The organism is Halohasta salina, assembly GCF_024178165.1.
GTDB lineage: Archaea > Halobacteriota > Halobacteria > Halobacteriales > Haloferacaceae > Halohasta > Halohasta salina.
This window is the reverse complement of sequence record NZ_JAMZIE010000003.1, coordinates 88146-104010: the sequence shown is the minus strand read 5'-3', so window position 1 is coordinate 104010 and position 15865 is coordinate 88146. Positions and strand designations below refer to the sequence as shown.

The following is a 15865-nucleotide window of genomic DNA, read 5'->3' as shown; positions in this document are numbered from 1 at the left end:
GGGTCGGTGTTTTACTCCCGCCGTGCGAAGAGGCGGTATGGCCGACGGAGAGACAACCGACACCGAACTGGCGATTATCGGCGCGGGACCGGGCGGCTACGTGGCCGCCATCCGGGCCGCACAGTACGACCTCGATGTCACGCTCGTCGAGCGGGACGCTTTCGGCGGGACCTGCCTGAACACGGGCTGTATCCCCTCGAAGGCTTACATCACCGCCACCGATATCGCCCACGAGGCCTCGAACGCCGAGCTGATGGGCGTCTCGGCGAACCCCGAGGTCGACCTCGAGACGATGACCGAGTGGAAAGACGGCGTGGTCGACCAGCTCACCGGCGGCGTCGAGAAGCTCTGTCAGGCCAACGGCGTGAATCTGGTCGAGGGGACCGCGCGGTTCGTCGACGACCACACCCTGCGCGTCGACGGCGCTGACGTGGAGTCGATCGCCTTCGACAACGCGATCATCGCTACCGGCTCCCGGCCGATCGAGATTCCGGGCTTCAGCTACGCCGACGAACCGGTCTGGAGTTCGACCGACGCGCTGGCCGCGACCGAGATCCCCGACCGGCTGGTCGTCGTCGGTGGCGGCTACATCGGGATGGAACTGTCGACGGTCTACGCCAAACTCGGCACCGAGGTGATGGTCGTCGAGATGCTCGACGACATCCTCCCGCAGTACGGCCCCGACATCACCCGGATCATTCGGTCGCGAGCCGAAGACCTCGGCATCGAGTTCAACTTCGGCGAGGGAGCCAGCGAGTGGACGGAGACGGACGACGGGATCGTCGTCGAAAGCGAGACCGAGGCCGGCGAGTCGTCGACCTACGAGGCCGACAACGTCCTCGTCGCGGTCGGCCGTGCCCCCGTCACCGACACGCTGGACCTCGGTGAGGCGGGGATCGAAACCACCGACAGCGGAACCATCCCGACCGACGACCGGATGCGGACGGACGTCGACCACATCTTCGCCATCGGCGACGTGGCGGGTGATCCGATGTTGGCCCACGCCGCCTCGAAGGAGGGGATCGTCGCCGCCGAGGTCGCCGCTGGCGAACCGGCCGCGATGGACGTCCAGGCGATCCCCGCAGCCGTCTTCACCGACCCCGAAATCGGTACCGTCGGGATGAGCGTCTCGGAGGCCGAGGAGGCCGGCTTCGAGCCGGTCGTCGGCGAGATGCCGTTCCGGGCCTCCGGTCGGGCGCTGACGACGGGCCACACCGACGGCTTCGTCAAGATCGTCGCCGACGAAGAGAGTGGCTTCGTACTGGGCGGGCAGATCGTCGGCCCCGAAGCCTCCGAGTTGGTCGCCGAGGTGACGCTCGCTATCGAACTCGGGGCGACGCTCGAAGACGTGGCGTCGACGGTCCACACCCACCCGACGCTGGCCGAAGCGGTGATGGAGGCCGCCGAGAACGCCGCGGGGCAGGCGATCCACACGATGAACTCGTAGAGCGCTCGACCCCTCCGTTTCGGATGGAGATCCCGGTTCGAGCCGGCGTCGACCGAGACACACGGGGCCGAACCGGGAAGCGTCCGGTTCGGAACCGATTTGAAGCCGCCGACTAACGGGAACGTATGAAGGTATTCGGCTCCAGTGGCGCTCGGGGGGTCGCGGGGACGGACCTCACCCCCGAGTTCGTCCTGCGGGTGGCGTCGGCCGCGGGCACGGTCTGGGAGGCCGACCGGGCCGCGGTCGCCACCGACACCCGGACGACAGGACAGTTGTTCGCCGACGCCTCGGCCGCTGGACTCGCGAGCACCGGCCTCGACGTCGACCGGCTGGGCGAGGCCCCGACGCCGGCGGTCAGCCACTACTGCGAGCGGGAGTCGATTCCGGGGGTCCTGCTGACGGCCTCGCACAACCCCCCGGAGTACAACGGCGTCAAACTCATCGGCAGCGACGGGGTCGAACTCTCCGTCGAGGTACTCGAACGGATCGAACAGCACGTCCTCGCCGAGGAGTTTTCGACCGCCGACTGGCTGTCGGTCGGCGAGACGACCCGCGTCGACACCGCTACCGACGACTACGTCGACTCGCTTTTGGCGGCGGTCGACCGGGAGGCGATCGCCGACGCCGAGCTGACCGTCGCGCTGGATCCGGCCCACGGCGCAGGGGCGTTCGCCAGCCCCGAGTTCTATCGCCGACTGGGCTGTCGGGTCGTGACGGTCAATGCCCAGCCCGACGGCCGGTTCCCCGGCCGGCTCCCCGAGCCGGTCCCCGAGAACCTCGACGATCTCGGCCGGCTGGTCCGGTCGACCGACGCCGACGTCGGCATCGCCCACGACGGCGACGCCGACCGGTCGGTGTTCGTCGACGAGACCGGCCGCTACATCAACGGCGACGCCTCGCTGGCCGCGCTGGCCGAAGCCGAACTCTCGGCGGGCGACACGACCGTCGCGGCGGTCAACGTCTCCCAGCGACTGGTCGACGTCTGCGAGCGGGCCGGCGCGGAGTTGGAGCTGACACCGATCGGCGCGACCCATATCATCACCCGGATCAAGGAGCTGTGGGCCGGCGGCCGGTCGGTGCCGATCGCCGGCGAGGGCAACGGCGGGATCTTCTTCCCGAACCACCGCTTGGTCCGGGACGGCCCCTACATCGGCGCGAAGTTCCTCGAGTTGCTCGCCGATCGATCGGCCAGCGAGGTCGTCGAGCCGTATCAGGCCTACCACAACGAGCGGATCAACCTCACCTACGACGCCGAAGGCGAGCGACAGGCACTACTCGAGGCAGCCACCGAGTACGCCGAAAGCGTCGGCGCGGCCGGCGAGGCCGAGGTGACCACGATCGACGGCTACCGGCTCGACTACGGCGACGCGTGGGTGCTCGTCCGGCCCAGCGGCACCGAACCCAAGGTCCGAATCGCCGCGGAGGCCACCACCCCCGACCGGGCGACCGAACTCGCCGAATCGGTCGAAGCGGCCCTCGAAGCCGCCCGGTGAAGGCTACAAAATTAGTCGCTGACGTAGCGACCGCCGCCGAGTACGGCGTCGCAGGCGGGACAGACGACGAGTACCGATCCCATTTCGAGTGTGGCATCCTCGCCCGACATGAGCCACTGTTTGACCGTCGACTCGCTGTGTTCGCATTCAGGACAGGTTGGCATACCGGATGTCGGTCGGTGAGCGGCAAATAGATTGCTTTACTCGACGGCGTAGCTGTCGAGTGCGGTGTCGATCGCCTCGATGCCGTCCTCGATGGCCGCCAACTCCTCGTCGACCCGCCCGGCGGCGAGCATGTCGAACTCCTCGGCGGAGAGTTCGCTGTCGGCGACCGCCACCTGTCGGAGCCGGTCGTAGTCGTCGGTTCGGGTCAGTCGCGCGAGCCGACGGCGGTGGTACTCGATCGACTCGCCGTCGGCGTCCGACGCCGCCCCCTCGTTGTCGAGTGCCGCATCGAACCGCCGGACGAACGGTGCGAGTTCCCGCAAGCGGGCCCGCAACACCCCGGCTTCGGCGGGCGGCCAGTCGACGAGCAGCGGTTCGGGACCCAGCCGGTTCAGGTAGGTCTGGTGGACCGCGACGTGGGTCCGGAGCGCGCCCGGATCGTCGACGTAGTGGTCGAGTTTCGACGGCGAGTAGTCGGCGTACTCCCGAAGCGTCGCCAGCGGCTCCTCGCCCGCGGGCGCGGACCGGATGTACTCGATGAGGTCCCGCGGCGGCCGGTCGGCACCGACCAGCGGCCGCTCGGCGGCGGCCGCCAGCAACTCGAACAGGCCGCGGGCGCTCTCGGTCCGCCGGAACTCGTCGAACGCCTCCCGAACCGCGGTGTTGTAGGCCTCAACTGGCTCCCGGAGCGGATCGAGGGAGGTATCGAGGTCGACGCCGCCGAGGTCGCGGACGCGGCGGAGCCGGTCGGCCTCCGAATCGAGTTCGTCCGCTCGGGCTTTGGCGTCGTGGCGGGCCTGCCGGTACTCGCTGTGGGCCGCCTCGCGGCGCTCCAGCAGGTCGACCGCCTCGGCGGCGGCCTCGATTTCCTCGCGAGCGAACTCGAAATCCGACTCGTTGAGCCGTCGCTTGTCCATCCGGTCGCTGGCCCGCTGGAAGGCATCGGCGGCGAGGGCATCCTCGGGCAACCCCTCGGCGAGCGCGATGAACTCGTTTTGGAACTGGAGGTAGGCCGTGAAGTCGCCGGTGCCGGTCGCGCTGTCCTCGTAGTTGTCCAGCAGGCGCGTGGCGTTCCGGTAGGCGTCCGCGGCGGCCTCGACGTTGGCCTCGCCGATCTCATCGATCTCGGATTCGATATCCCGAACCCGGCGGTAGGCGGTCTCTAACTCGTCGACGACGTCGGCCGCAGGCGTCGACTCGGCCGCGGTGGCGGGGTCGGCCATGTTACTCGTAGACGTCGTCGGGGTCGAAGACCGTTTCGCCGACGTTCTCGCCGTCGACGGTCCGGTAGAAACAGCTCCGGTGACCGGTGTGGCAGGCCCCGCCCTCCTGGTCGACGAGATACAGCAGGGTGTCGGCGTCGCAGTCGACCCGAACCTCCTGAACCTCTTGGAGGTGGCCGCTGGAGCCGCCTTTCTTCCAGAGTTCCTCGCGGCTCCGGGAGTAGTAGTGGGCGTAGCCGGTCTCTAACGTGGCTTCCAGCGCCTCGGGCGAGACGTAGGCCAGCATGAGTACGTCCTTCGAGTCGGCGTCCTGTGCGACCGCCGGGACGAGGCCGTTCTCGCCGAAGTCGACGTCGATCTGGTTGGGCATTAGATCCGACGAGGCACGGCGGGCCAATAGGGTTTGCTTCGTTAGTCGGCGGCTACTTAAAAGACCCCGAGCCAGCCGAAGAGGCCGAACAACAGGTCGCCGTAGGTAAAGGCGACCACGAGGCCGACGAACATCGGGACGACAAAGGGGAGGCCGGGAGAGACCCACAGCGTCTCGCGGTCGGTCGACGCCAGCAGTTCGAGGGCGTCCCGAAGTCCATCGGGCGTCGAGCCGTAGGCGCTGCCGTCGATCTCCTCGAAGAACCGCTCGGCGGCCCACGGGTCGTCGAACTCGGCCGCGGAGTCGGCCACCGACTGCGCGAGGCCGCCGTCGGTCCGTGGACCGACGTGGGTGCCGCCGTCGGTCGGCTCGTGGGTTTCGTCGACGGTGGTGGGATCGCGGTGGGCCGCGGGATCGGCCCGGAGATCGGCCAGCGTCGACCCACGCCACCGCAAGTACATCCGCAGGGCGTCGAGATCGAGTCCGCGGGCGACGCCGTCGGGCGTCTCGAACAGTTTGCCGTGGCGGTCGGGGATCGAGTCGACGGTGACCGGCCGGGCGAAGAACATCGCCTTCGGTTCGATATAGCCCCGAACGAGATTGCCGACGCCGAGGAGGATCGGCGCGACCGTCGCGATCAGGACTGTATCGGTGAGCACGGTGAGCGAAAAGACGCCGAGCGGGGTGTCGACCAGCGGCAGCGAGAGGCCTCCGAGGCTGTAGGTCGGGAACGTCGGCAGCAGGATTGCAAGGGTGATCAGCGCCTTGGCGTCGGCGCCGCCGAAGCCGCCGAGCCACCAGAAGGCGTAGCCTAACGGGGCGATAAACAGCAGGCTCACGCCGACCTGCACGAGGAACAGCCGGCCTTCGACCGTCCCGAAGCCGGGGAGTTGGATGGCCTCCCACGCGAGGGCGACGACACCCACCGCGACCAGCGGCGGCCACAGCCGATTGGGGAGTCGACGCGTGTTGATGTCCCGCCACGCGGCCCACGCGAAGACGGGCAGCACGACGAGCCGCAGCAGATCCGGTCCCGAAGCGATCATTATGTCTGTTCGGAACGTCAGGGCTGATAGGTGTTTAGGTGTGACCGTCTCGCTCGGAGACTAGGTCGACACCGAGTGCTGCCGCTCAGGGACGGTGAAAAATGGGAGGTCGGTGTGCAGCCGGCGTTAGATAACGCGGTTCTGCAGGTAATCGAGGTGCTTGGCGTTGTAGACGATCTTGACCTCGTCGGCAGCAGGACTGCCGATACAGGTGAGGCGGACGTTCTTCTCGTCGACTTCCTCGTCGGAGAGGATCTGCTGCATGTCCATGTCGATCTCGCCTTCTTTGACGATCGCCGCACAGTTCGCACAGGCACCGGCGCGGCACGAGAAGGGCCAGTCGTAGCCCTGTGCCTCGGCGGATTCGAGGATGTACTCGCCTTCGTTGACGTCGAGTGAGCCGAAGTCTTCGGCGTCGAGGCCGGCGTCATCGGCTTTCTCGAAGAGATCGTCGTCGTCGAGTTCCCATCCTTCGTCGTCGAGTACTTCGTAGTTTAGGTAGGTTACCGTGGGCATCAGTTCACGGTTGGACACCCATCCCATTAGAGTTTGCTGTTCGGTCATCCCGCCGACCGAACGCGGGGACGGCCGGAACAGCCGGCTCACGATGGGGCGGTCCCGAAGGTTTAAATATGAACGATCTGAGCGGCACGAAACAGTCAAGAGGACACAACAAACAAAGGGAAACAATGAGCGAGACAGTGGTGGCGGACTTCGTCGGTCGCTTCCACACGGCTGACGTGGGGGCGGCCGAACCCGTGACGGGGCGGATTCTGTTGAGCCACAAACAGCTCGTGCTCGCCACCGACGATTTCAAGACGACGGTCCCGCTGTCGAGGGTCATCGACACGAACCTCGGGACGGTCCCGCCAGCCCTCGCGGAGTTCTTCAACGACACCGTTACCATCGCTTACAACGACGGCGACAGCAAGCGGACGGTGATCATCGAGGGGAAAGGCGAGAACGTCGAGCGGTTCAAGACGGTCTTCTTCAAGGTCCTACTCAGCGGCCAGACGGTGATCGTCAAACACCCCGCCAAACGCGGTGGTCGCGTCACCGACGCCAGCGACCGCAAGATGAAGCTCAAACTGCGGGAGGGCACCCTCCGACTCGAGGGCGGCGGGGGCGACTTCGAAATCGATCTCGGCTCGGTGACCAGTTTCAGCCGCGAGAAGCGCGACCTCGGCGGCAAGGTTCGGCCCGCCCTGTCGGTCGACCACGCCTCCGACGGGACGACCCTGACCTCGGTGATCACCCTCCCCAACAACCGCAAGCTCAACCTGCTGGGACGGTTCCTCAAGATCGAGTACAGCGAACTGATGGAGGAGCTCGAAGATCTCGAGTTCACCGAAGAACAGATCGAGGCACTCGTCACGCTGTACAGCGCCGGCGGCCGGGCCGACCTCAGCCAGCTGCTGACGGGGGATGTCAACCAAACCCAGGTCATCCTCGATCAGCTCCGCGACAAGGAACTGATCCGGGACGTCGACGACGCCATGGAGCTCACCGCCAAAGGGCAGGCGGTCGTCTCCGATCACATCGAAGACGTCAACATGTAGCTATTCGGGACGGAGGCCGCCGCCTTCGACCCGCATGATCGCCTCGCCGTCGGCGAGGTTGGGCGCGTCGACCAGCCGAAAGACACGCTTGGTACCTTTCGAGTTCTTGAGATACACCCGGACCGTCGAGGCGTGGCCAAGGATGTTGCCGCCGACCGGCTTGGTCGGGTCGCCGAAATAGGAGTCGGGGTTGCTCTGGACCTGATTCATCACGAGGACGGCGGCGTTGTGGAGGCTGGCGATCCGTAGCAGGTCGTGGATGTGGCGGTTGAGTTTCTGCTGGCGGGCGGCGAGTTCGCCCCGGCCGACGTACTCCGCGCGGAAGTGGGCGGTCAGCGAGTCGTAGACCACGAGTCGGACCGGTCGGTCGGAGTCGGCGTACTCGCTGGCGAGATCCGCCGCGGTCTTCGCCAGCAGCATCTGGTGGTCGGAGTTGAACGCACGGGCGACGTGGATATACTGGAGGAAATCGTCGACCAGCGCGTCCATCGCTTCGTCGTCGTCCGGCGTCCCCTTGATCTCCCGGCGGTCGAGTTCGGCCTGCAGGATCTCGTCGTCGAGTCCCCGGACCATGTCGTCGATCCGCTCGGGGCGGAAGGCGTCCTCGGTGTCGACGAGGACGGCCCGCCCATCGAGGCCGCCGTGCTCACGGCCGAGTTGGACGTTGACCGCCAGTTGGTGGCTGATCTGGGATTTGCCGACACCGAACTCGCCGTAGACCTCGGTCATCGACTGGGACTCGACGCCGCCGCCCAGCAGTTCGTCGACCGCGGGGACGCCCGTCGAGAGCTTGCCGATCTCGTTGCGGCGTTCGAGAACCGCAGAGCCGCTCTCGAAGCCGCCGACATCCGCGGCTTCGCGGGCGGCGTTGATGATGTCCGAGGCGGTGCCCTGTCCGACATCCGCGGCGTCGGCCAACTCGCGGGGACTCGAGACCGCCAGTCCGTCGTAGGTGTCGAACCCCGCGTCGCTGAGTTTGTCTGCGGTCGCCGGACCGACACCCGGAAGCCCTTCGATATCTGACTGTGTGGCCATTACGTCGGCTACGCTCCGTGGGGATATAAAAGAGCGTTAACTGCGGAGTGAAGGTGAAACGCCGGGCAGCGATCGCGGAGAACGGAACCCATAGGTTCGGCGAACCCCTATGGAACGCAATCGTGTCGACTGATTCTACACATTCGGGCGAGCGTCCGAACGCGACGCCACAGTTCGGCTACGCGGCACTCAATCGGACGCTCCGCGAAGACGAGGTGCGGACTAATCGAGGTATGCAACAGGCGACCTTCGAGGAGCGCGGTCTTGATTACGCCGGAGAACTCGCCGAACAGAACTGTCGTGGGCTGCGCCGGATCATCGAGTGGAACGTCGACCACGACATTCGTTTCTACCGCATCACCTCGGATCTCATCCCGTGGTACAGCCAGTACGACCTCGAAGGACTCCCCAACAGCGATACGGTCCTCGATATCCTCGCCGACATCGGCGAGTTCGCCGCCGAACACGACCTCCGGCTCACGTTCCACCCCAGTCACTTCGTCAAACTCGCCAGCCCGACCGAATCGGTCGTCGACAACGCGGTCGTCGACCTCGAATGTCACGGCGATCTGATGGACGCGATGGGGTTGTCGCGGTCGCCGTACAACTCGATCAACGTCCATATCGGGGCCTACTACAGCGACAAGGCGGCGACCGCCCGCCGCTTCTGCGAAGCCGTCGACCGGCTCCCACCCGCAGTTAGTGACCGCCTCACGGTCGAGAACGACGACAAGGAGTCGCTGTGGAGCGTCCCCGAACTGGTCGAGTCGGTCCACGACGAGATCGGGATGCCCGTCGTCTACGACGCACTGCACCACCAGTTCACCGACCGGGGACTCACCGGCCGGGAAGCCCTCGAAGCGGCCGTCGACACGTGGCCCGGCGACGTGCGGCCGATCGTCCACTACAGCGAACCGAGGCGGCTCCACGAGGCCGACTCGTCGATCTCGCCGCGGAACCACTCGGATTACGTGGCAGGGCCGATCGACACCTACGGCCGCGAGGTCGACGTGATGATCGAGGCGAAGATGAAAGAGCGGGCCGTCCTGCAGTACCGCCAGCAGCAGCGGGGCGCGTAGTCGGTGAGCCGCCAATCGACTGAGAGACGAGGCCCGCGACACCCGGGATTATGAGCACTCGACTCCTTGGAGGTGTATGGCCACTCGGATTCTCGTCCCGATGGACGACTCGGCGATGGCGGAGCGAGCGCTCGAATACGCCATCGAAACCTGTGTCGACCCCGAAATCACGGTCCTCCACGTCGTCGGGAGCGCGACGATGATGATGGGAGATGCGGTCAGTCTCGCCCTCGAAGACGACGTCGACGCGGCGGCCCGAAAGCGCGCCGAACCGGTCTTCGAGCGGGCCCGGCGTCTCGCGGCCGACCACGATACGGAGATCCGGACGGTCGTCGCTGTCGGCGATCCGTCCCGGGCGATCGTGAACCGGGCCGGCGAGTACGACACGGTCGTGATGGGGAGCCACGGCAAGCACAGCGAAGACGTCACCCGCGGCTTCCTGATCGGCAACGTCGCACGGAAGGTGTTCCGGCGTTCACCGGTGGCAGTCACGACGGTCAGGTGACGACGTGTCGGTGACCACGGGAGTCGCCCCGTCGACGTAACCCTTACCCGAGATGACTCCCAAACTCTCCTATGACAGACGATTCCGAGCGGGACGCCCACGAGTTCTCCCGTGGACAGGGGATCGACGAGGACTACGCGGAGTTCAGCCTCGATCCCGAGGAGTTGGCCGGCGATCCCTCGCAGGTCGACCCGGTCGATTCACACGCCCTGACCGACCTGCTGGACGAACACAACATCTCGGCCGACGAGGTCGACGTCGAACAACTCATCGAGGTCGGCCTCTCCTACATGGGGATCAAGCGCTTCGAGGAGGCCACCGAAGCCTTCGAGCGCGCCGCGCGGTTCGCCGACGACGAGAGTCTCGACGCCCAGGAGGCGTGGGTCAACAAGGGCGCGGCCCACGCCCAACTCGAAGAGTACGATCAGGCGATCGGGGCCTATCAGGAAGCGCTGCGGATCGACGACGATTCGGAACACGCCGCCAGCGCCGAGACCAATCTCGCCTACGCGCTGTGGGAGTACGGTCGCACCGAGGAGGCACTCGAACACGCCGAACGCGCCGTCGAGATCGATCCCCGGTTCCCACAAGCGTGGTACAACCGGGGCTTTTTCCTCTCCGAGCGGGGGCTCTACGAGGACGCCGTCGACGCCTTCGACAACGCTCTCCGACTGGGAATGCGGAACGCCGACATCCTCGAAGAAAAGGCACTGGCGCTCGAAGAACTCGGCGAGCAGGAGGCCGCCCAGGAGGCGATCGAACAGGCCGACGAGATCCGGGCAGCCGCGGAAGACGAGCTCCGCGAGGAGTTCTAATGCTGCTGCGCGAGCGCCAGACCCCCGAAGGCCTGCTCGTCTCGGTCTGTGACGAGGAGTGCCTCGGCGAGACCTACGTCGACGATCCGGTACGACTCGAAGTCACCGAGGCGTTCTACGGCGGCGAGGAAGCGGTCGAAGCCGACGACGATGCCGTGGTCGACGGGCTCACGCGAGCCGACGTCGCCAACATCGTCGGCCGCGAGGCGGTCGGGGTCGCTATCGAGGCCGGCATCATCGACGAGGACCGCGTCCTCGACGTCGACGGGACGCGCCACGCCCAACTGCTCTGGATGTAGCCGTCGGGCGTGAGCGACGCGAAGGGCGGTCGAGACCACAGTAGGCGGTGGCTAACACCCGAATTCGTCGTCATTCTCCTTCGATTGAAACGAGAACTCGTTACATCGGCTTCGGGAGACCGAAGACGTGTTACCCCCGGCTCCCCTACACAGACGCAATGAGTACACAGGAGAGCTACCCCATCGACGTCGAGGCGATCCGGGAGGATTTCCCGGTGCTGGACCGCAAGGTCGGCGGCGACGTCACGACCCCCGGCGAGGGGGACGACGACACCGAGCCGTTGGTGTATCTCGACAACGCCGCGACGAGCCAGACTCCGAAGCAGGTCGTCGACGCGATCGTCGACTACTACTACGGCTACAACGCCAACGTCCACCGTGGGATCCACCAGCTGAGTCAGGAGGCCTCGGTCGCCTACGAAGAGGCCCACGACCGCGTGGCGGCGTTTATCAACGCCGCGGGCCGCGAAGAGATCGTCTTCACGAAGAACACCACCGAGTCGATGAACCTCGTCGCCTACGCGTGGGGGCTCGAAGAGCTCGAACCCGGTGACACGGTCGTCACCACCCAGATGGAACACCACGCCTCGCTGGTGACGTGGCAGCAGATCTGCAAGCGCACCGGCGCGGAGCTCCGCTTTATCGAAGTCGACGAAGACGGTCGGCTCGACATGGATCACGCCGCCGAGTTGATCGACGACTCGACACGGATGGTCTCGCTGGTCCACGTCTCCAACACCCTCGGCACGATCAACCCGGTCGCCGAGATCACCGACATGGCTCACGAGGTCGGGGCCTACTCCTTTATCGACGGCGCACAGGCGGTGCCCACCCGCCCGGTCGACGTCCAAGCCATCGACGCCGACTTCTATGCGTTCTCCGGCCACAAGATGCTCGGGCCGACGGGGATCGGCGTGCTGTACGGCAAACAGGAAATCCTCGAATCGATGCAGCCGTATCTCTACGGCGGCGACATGATCCGGAAGGTGACCTACGAGGAGTCGACGTGGGAGGACCTGCCGTGGAAGTTCGAGGCCGGCACGCCGCTGATCGCCCAAGGGATCGCCCTGCATGCCGCGATCGACTACCTCGAGGAGATCGGGATGGACAACGTCCAAGCCCACGAGGAACTGCTCGCGGAGTACGCCTACGACAAGCTGAGCGAACACGACGACGTCGAGATCTACGGCCCACCAGGCGACGACCGCGGCGGGCTGGTGGCGTTCAACATCGACGGCGTCCACGCCCACGACCTCTCGAGTATTCTCAACGACTACGCGGTGGCGATCCGGGCGGGCGACCACTGTACCCAGCCGCTCCACGACACCCTCGGCGCGGCTGCCTCGGCGCGGGCCTCGTTCTACATCTACAATACGCGCGAGGAGGTCGACGCACTGGTCGAAGCGGTCGACGGCGCGCGCGACCTGTTCGCGTAGCCAGTGCCTACCGTACGGTAGTCGCCGGCTACCCGTCGACGCGCACCCACTCTTGGAGTACGAACCGGTCGTAGGCCGTCTCCGAGTCGAGCCGCCAGTCGGCAGGGTCCCACTCGGGATAGTAGCTGTCGCCAGCGTAGCTCCCGTCGACCCGGCTCAACACCATCCGGTCGACGTGAGGCTGGAAGAGCCGATAGATGTCGCCGCCGCCGATCACGTAGGCCCGATCGGCACCGAGTTCGGTCGCGCGGTCGACCGCCTCCTCGACGCTCCCAGCGTGGACGGCCGAGGGAACCTCGAAGGAATCACGGCTCCGGCTGAGAACGATCTGGTGGCTGCCCGGCAGATCGTCGAGCATCGACTCGAAGGTGCGTCGGCCGAGGATCACGGGATCGTTGGCGATCCGCTCGCGGTACTGCCGTTTGTCGGCCGGAATCGACGGCCACGGGAGTTCGCCGTCGTCGCCGATCACCCGGTTGTCGGCGAGGGCGGCCACGGAAACGAGTTCCATTGCCACGGTTTCGGGACGGTCGTACAAACCGTTTGCTACGGGGGCGCTCAGATCGAAAAGGCTGGCTCGGAGCGGTCGGACCGTGCGTCGTCGGTCGACAGCGAGTAGAGCCGTTTGCGGGCGTCCTGAATGTAGAGCTCCTCGCTGACGACCGCCTCGTCTTCGAGCGTCGAGAGGGCGTACCGAACGGTCCGGGCCGGCAGCAACGACCGGTCGGCGAGCTGGCCCTGTGTCAAGGGACCCTCGTATTCGAGGGTCTTGTACACCAGTTTCGCACTCGGCGGCAGCGATTCGAGCCGCGAGCGTAGCGCGTCGTTCATGGCCGCCCGTTCGCCGCGGGATATATAAGTCCTTGCGCGGTTGTGCAGTAGCGCCGACAGACAGCCGGGTCGACGAGAGCGGCGAATATACGGACGTCGGCCGGGTCCAAGAACGAGACGGGTGACGATCAGCGGACGGCGTTAGGGCGCTTCGCCGGTTTCGAGCGTGAAGTCGTCGATCGGGTAGGCGACACAGGTCAGCATATAGCCCTCTTCCAGTTCGTCGTCGGTGAACGTTTCCTGCTCGTAGTGGATCACGTGGTCCTCGGACGGACCGTCGGGAGTGTACGCCGCACAGGAGACACACTGACCCTGTCTACACGCGTAGGGGAGGTCGAAGCCTTCGTCCTCGGCCTTGTCGAGGATCGTTTCGTTGCTGGCGACCTCGATGGTCTCGCCTTGCTTTGTGAGTTCGATCTCGTGATATTCGACCTCGTCTTCCGGCATATCGGCCGGGCTCTGTGATTCCTCTTCGGCCTCTTCGAGTTCGGCACCCTCCTCGCCGCCGGCCTCACCGACCGCGGGAACCGCGCCGCCACCGCCGCCGATGGCGCGGTTCATCGGTTCGGGGAAGCTCGTCTCGGGGACGGTCGCGGCCCGGCGATCGAGGATCTCTTGAGAGATATCGGGGGTCGACTCCCAGCCGGTCCCCTTGGTGAAATGGAGAATGGCAAGCACGGACACCAAACCCGCTGCGATGCTGAACGCCACGATGTCAACCATATGTGGTCCTACGAAATCGGGGTTTAATTAGGTTACGAGACCGCGGGACTGCGATCCCGCCTATCGGCCGGTCAGTCCTCGCGCCGGGCGACCTCGTGTCGACCGAAGCCGTAGCGGAGCCGATTGGCCAGCCGCCGGGAAAACCGGCCCTCGTTGCGGCTGTCGAACCGCTCGGCGAGCGCCTGATAGATCAGCGGAACCGGCACTTCCTGTTCGAGGGCCTCCTTGACGGTCCACGTCCCGGTCGACCCACCGGCGACGTAATCGTCGACGTCTCCGAGTGCGTCGTCCGCGGTGGCCTCCTTCATGAAGGCCTCCTCACAGAGTTCCAAGAGCCACGACCGAATGACCGCGCCGTTGTTCCACGTCCGGGCGACCGTTTCGAGATCCAGCTCGTAGCGGCCGTCGGCCAGTAGTTCGAACCCCTCGCCGTAGGCCTGCATCAAGGCGTACTCCACGCCGTTGTGGACCATCTTCACGTAGTGGCCCGCCCCCGACGGTCCCATCCGTCCGTGGCCATCCGGGCCGGTCGCCACGGCGTCGAAAACGGGGACGAGTTCCTCGTAGGCCCACTCGGGGCCGCCGACCATCAGCGAAAATCCTTCCTCGGCGCTGGCGGGGCCGCCACTGGTCCCGCAGTCGAGGTAGGTCCCCGAACAGGCTTCGGCCCGCTCGACCGACCGCTCGAAGTGGGAGTTGCCGCCGTCGACCACGACATCGTCCTCGTCGAGGTGGGGATCGAGATCGTCGAGGGTGGCGTCGACCGCCTTCCCCGCGGGGACCATCAGCCAGATCCGCTTGTCGGCGCCGAGCCTGTCGGCGAGATCCGCCACCGAGTCCGCGGGGGTTGCCCCCGCGTCGGCGGCCGAGGCGACCGCGTTGTCGTCGAGATCGAAGGCGACCACGTCGTGGCCCGCCGCGAGCGTTCGGTCGACGACGATCCGTCCCATGCGTCCGAGACCGATAACACCGAGTTCCATGGGCGATCCGACACGGCGGGGCGACCTATGGGTTGTGATTGGTCACGGAACGCCCGCCTCGCCGCCGGCTACGGGATAGTATATATTCACTAAGACGATTCTCATGAAATGGGAACTGTCGACGGCGGCTATAGAGGGGTCACTAACTGGGCGGCAGATGGATCGATTGGATTCTCTCACCGGGCAGACCGAACGCTCCAGGCGGGCACTGATCAGGGGGGCCCTCCTCGGGGCTGCCGGACTAGTGGGTGTGACGACCGCACGGACGGGTGGAGAGGAGGTCGCAAGCCTCGTCACCGACGAGCACAACGACGACGAGGAGCCGGCGATCCGGTCGGCCGACGTGAGCGAAGATCCCCGAGACGGCGACGGCTCCGGCGGTGATGGGGGCGACGGCGGGGGGCGGACCAAGGAGGTCGTCAGCCGGGTCGACCTCTCGGAGCGTGACGGCCGGGTGACGGTCCGACTGGGAGCCTACGAACGGGTGGTCGCGGACCTCAACCGAGACGACGGCAACTCGGTCGGCAACTCGGCGTGGCGGGTCGGCGGCCGCCGGGCCGCCCGGAGCGGCGTCACGTTTCGGGCACGCGAGGGCGAGACCGTGACGGTGACGCTCCGGAACCCGACGCCGGTACCCTACAGCTTCACGCTCCGGAGCGACGACGGCGACGGCGACCGCTTGCGGGCCGACGGCCGCGGCGTGACCGTCTACGGTGGCGACGTCGAGACGGTCGTCGTCGACGAACTCGGAGGGGGAGCCTACGGCTACACGGTCGAAACGCTGACCCGGCCGATCGAGCCGCTGGTCGGCCGACTGCTGGTCGACGGCGAGTAGCGACCGGTCGACGGTCCCAGCCAG

At 66.4% G+C, this 15865-nt stretch carries 19 protein-coding genes; 9 read left to right on the top strand and 10 right to left on the bottom strand.

Annotation, left to right across the window (positions count from 1 at the left end; genetic code table 11):
- Window positions 1–37: 37 nt before the first annotated feature.
- Together lpdA and glmM are read left to right on the top strand one after the other, a co-directional pair.
- Complete coding sequence (gene lpdA / locus NKJ34_RS07640; RefSeq protein ID WP_253737701.1) at window positions 38–1447, top strand: dihydrolipoyl dehydrogenase; 1410 nt, start codon at window positions 38–40, stop codon at window positions 1445–1447.
- A 125-nt stretch (window positions 1448–1572) separates the two neighbouring features.
- Window positions 1573–2940, top strand: a complete 1368-nt coding sequence (gene glmM / locus NKJ34_RS07635) for a phosphoglucosamine mutase (protein ID WP_253737700.1) — start codon at window positions 1573–1575, stop codon at window positions 2938–2940.
- An 11-nt stretch (window positions 2941–2951) separates the two neighbouring features.
- On the opposite strand, the gene NKJ34_RS07630 is transcribed toward glmM, so the two are convergent.
- The 5 genes from NKJ34_RS07630 to fer all read right to left on the bottom strand — a co-directional run bounded on the left by NKJ34_RS07630 (window position 2952) and on the right by fer (window position 6260).
- The gene (locus NKJ34_RS07630) at window positions 2952–3104 is read right to left on the bottom strand and encodes a hypothetical protein (protein ID WP_253737699.1); all 153 of its coding nucleotides are present in this window, start codon (window positions 3102–3104) and stop codon (window positions 2952–2954) included.
- Window positions 3105–3140: 36 nt separating this feature from the next.
- Window positions 3141–4328, bottom strand: a complete 1188-nt coding sequence (locus tag NKJ34_RS07625) for a DUF7118 family protein (protein WP_253737698.1) — start codon at window positions 4326–4328, stop codon at window positions 3141–3143.
- A 1-nt stretch (window position 4329) separates the two neighbouring features.
- Entirely contained in the window at window positions 4330–4698 is a 369-nt protein-coding gene (gene hisI, locus NKJ34_RS07620) for a phosphoribosyl-AMP cyclohydrolase (protein WP_253737697.1), read from the bottom strand.
- 56 nt (window positions 4699–4754) lie between these two features.
- Window positions 4755–5744, bottom strand: coding sequence for an A24 family peptidase (locus tag NKJ34_RS07615; protein ID WP_253737696.1), 990 nt, complete (start codon window positions 5742–5744; stop codon window positions 4755–4757).
- Between the two features lie 126 nt (window positions 5745–5870).
- Window positions 5871–6260 (bottom strand): ferredoxin Fer, encoded by a 390-nt coding sequence (gene fer / locus NKJ34_RS07610; RefSeq protein WP_253737695.1) that lies wholly within the window; start codon window positions 6258–6260, stop codon window positions 5871–5873.
- Between the two features lie 173 nt (window positions 6261–6433).
- Here fer and NKJ34_RS07605 point away from each other — a divergent pair, with 173 nt between their 5' ends.
- Window positions 6434–7303, top strand: coding sequence for a CheF family chemotaxis protein (locus tag NKJ34_RS07605; RefSeq protein ID WP_253737694.1), 870 nt, complete (start codon window positions 6434–6436; stop codon window positions 7301–7303).
- Here the strand turns inward: NKJ34_RS07605 and radA are convergent, their stop codons facing one another.
- Window positions 7304–8338: a DNA repair and recombination protein RadA gene (radA, locus tag NKJ34_RS07600; RefSeq protein WP_253737693.1), complete on the bottom strand. Its 1035-nt coding sequence runs from the start codon at window positions 8336–8338 to the stop codon at window positions 7304–7306.
- A gap of 122 nt (window positions 8339–8460) precedes the next feature.
- On the opposite strand from radA, the gene uvsE reads away from it, so the two are divergent.
- The 5 genes from uvsE (at window position 8461) to sufS (ending at window position 12472) form a co-directional block, all read left to right on the top strand.
- Window positions 8461–9417, top strand: coding sequence for a UV DNA damage repair endonuclease UvsE (gene uvsE, locus NKJ34_RS07595; RefSeq protein WP_253737692.1), 957 nt, complete (start codon window positions 8461–8463; stop codon window positions 9415–9417).
- 76 nt (window positions 9418–9493) lie between these two features.
- Window positions 9494–9922, top strand: coding sequence for a universal stress protein (locus tag NKJ34_RS07590; protein WP_253737691.1), 429 nt, complete (start codon window positions 9494–9496; stop codon window positions 9920–9922).
- Window positions 9923–9993: 71 nt separating this feature from the next.
- Complete coding sequence (locus tag NKJ34_RS07585; RefSeq protein WP_253737690.1) at window positions 9994–10737, top strand: tetratricopeptide repeat protein; 744 nt, start codon at window positions 9994–9996, stop codon at window positions 10735–10737.
- Window positions 10737–11036: a DUF424 domain-containing protein gene (locus tag NKJ34_RS07580; protein WP_253737689.1), complete on the top strand. Its 300-nt coding sequence runs from the start codon at window positions 10737–10739 to the stop codon at window positions 11034–11036. The genes NKJ34_RS07585 and NKJ34_RS07580 overlap by 1 nt, the downstream gene beginning before the upstream one ends.
- Window positions 11037–11194: 158 nt before the next feature.
- Window positions 11195–12472, top strand: a complete 1278-nt coding sequence (gene sufS, locus NKJ34_RS07575) for a bifunctional cysteine desulfurase/selenocysteine lyase SufS (protein WP_253737688.1) — start codon at window positions 11195–11197, stop codon at window positions 12470–12472.
- 28 nt (window positions 12473–12500) lie between these two features.
- Here the strand turns inward: sufS and NKJ34_RS07570 are convergent, their stop codons facing one another.
- From NKJ34_RS07570 to NKJ34_RS07555, 4 genes are all read right to left on the bottom strand, one after another.
- Window positions 12501–12983 carry a dihydrofolate reductase gene (locus NKJ34_RS07570; RefSeq protein WP_253737687.1) on the bottom strand — a complete coding sequence of 161 codons (483 nt, stop codon included), beginning with the start codon at window positions 12981–12983 and terminating at the stop codon, window positions 12501–12503.
- Between the two features lie 47 nt (window positions 12984–13030).
- Window positions 13031–13303, bottom strand: a complete 273-nt coding sequence (locus tag NKJ34_RS07565; RefSeq protein WP_253737686.1) for a helix-turn-helix domain-containing protein — start codon at window positions 13301–13303, stop codon at window positions 13031–13033.
- A gap of 141 nt (window positions 13304–13444) precedes the next feature.
- Window positions 13445–14026: a 2Fe-2S iron-sulfur cluster-binding protein gene (locus NKJ34_RS07560; RefSeq protein ID WP_253737685.1), complete on the bottom strand. Its 582-nt coding sequence runs from the start codon at window positions 14024–14026 to the stop codon at window positions 13445–13447.
- A gap of 71 nt (window positions 14027–14097) precedes the next feature.
- Entirely contained in the window at window positions 14098–15006 is a 909-nt protein-coding gene (locus NKJ34_RS07555; protein WP_253737684.1) for a decarboxylating 6-phosphogluconate dehydrogenase, read from the bottom strand.
- Between the two features lie 250 nt (window positions 15007–15256).
- Between NKJ34_RS07555 and NKJ34_RS07550 the strand changes: the two genes are divergently transcribed.
- Complete coding sequence (locus NKJ34_RS07550) at window positions 15257–15841, top strand: cupredoxin domain-containing protein (RefSeq protein WP_253737683.1); 585 nt, start codon at window positions 15257–15259, stop codon at window positions 15839–15841.
- The last annotated feature ends 24 nt before the right edge of the window (window positions 15842–15865 follow it).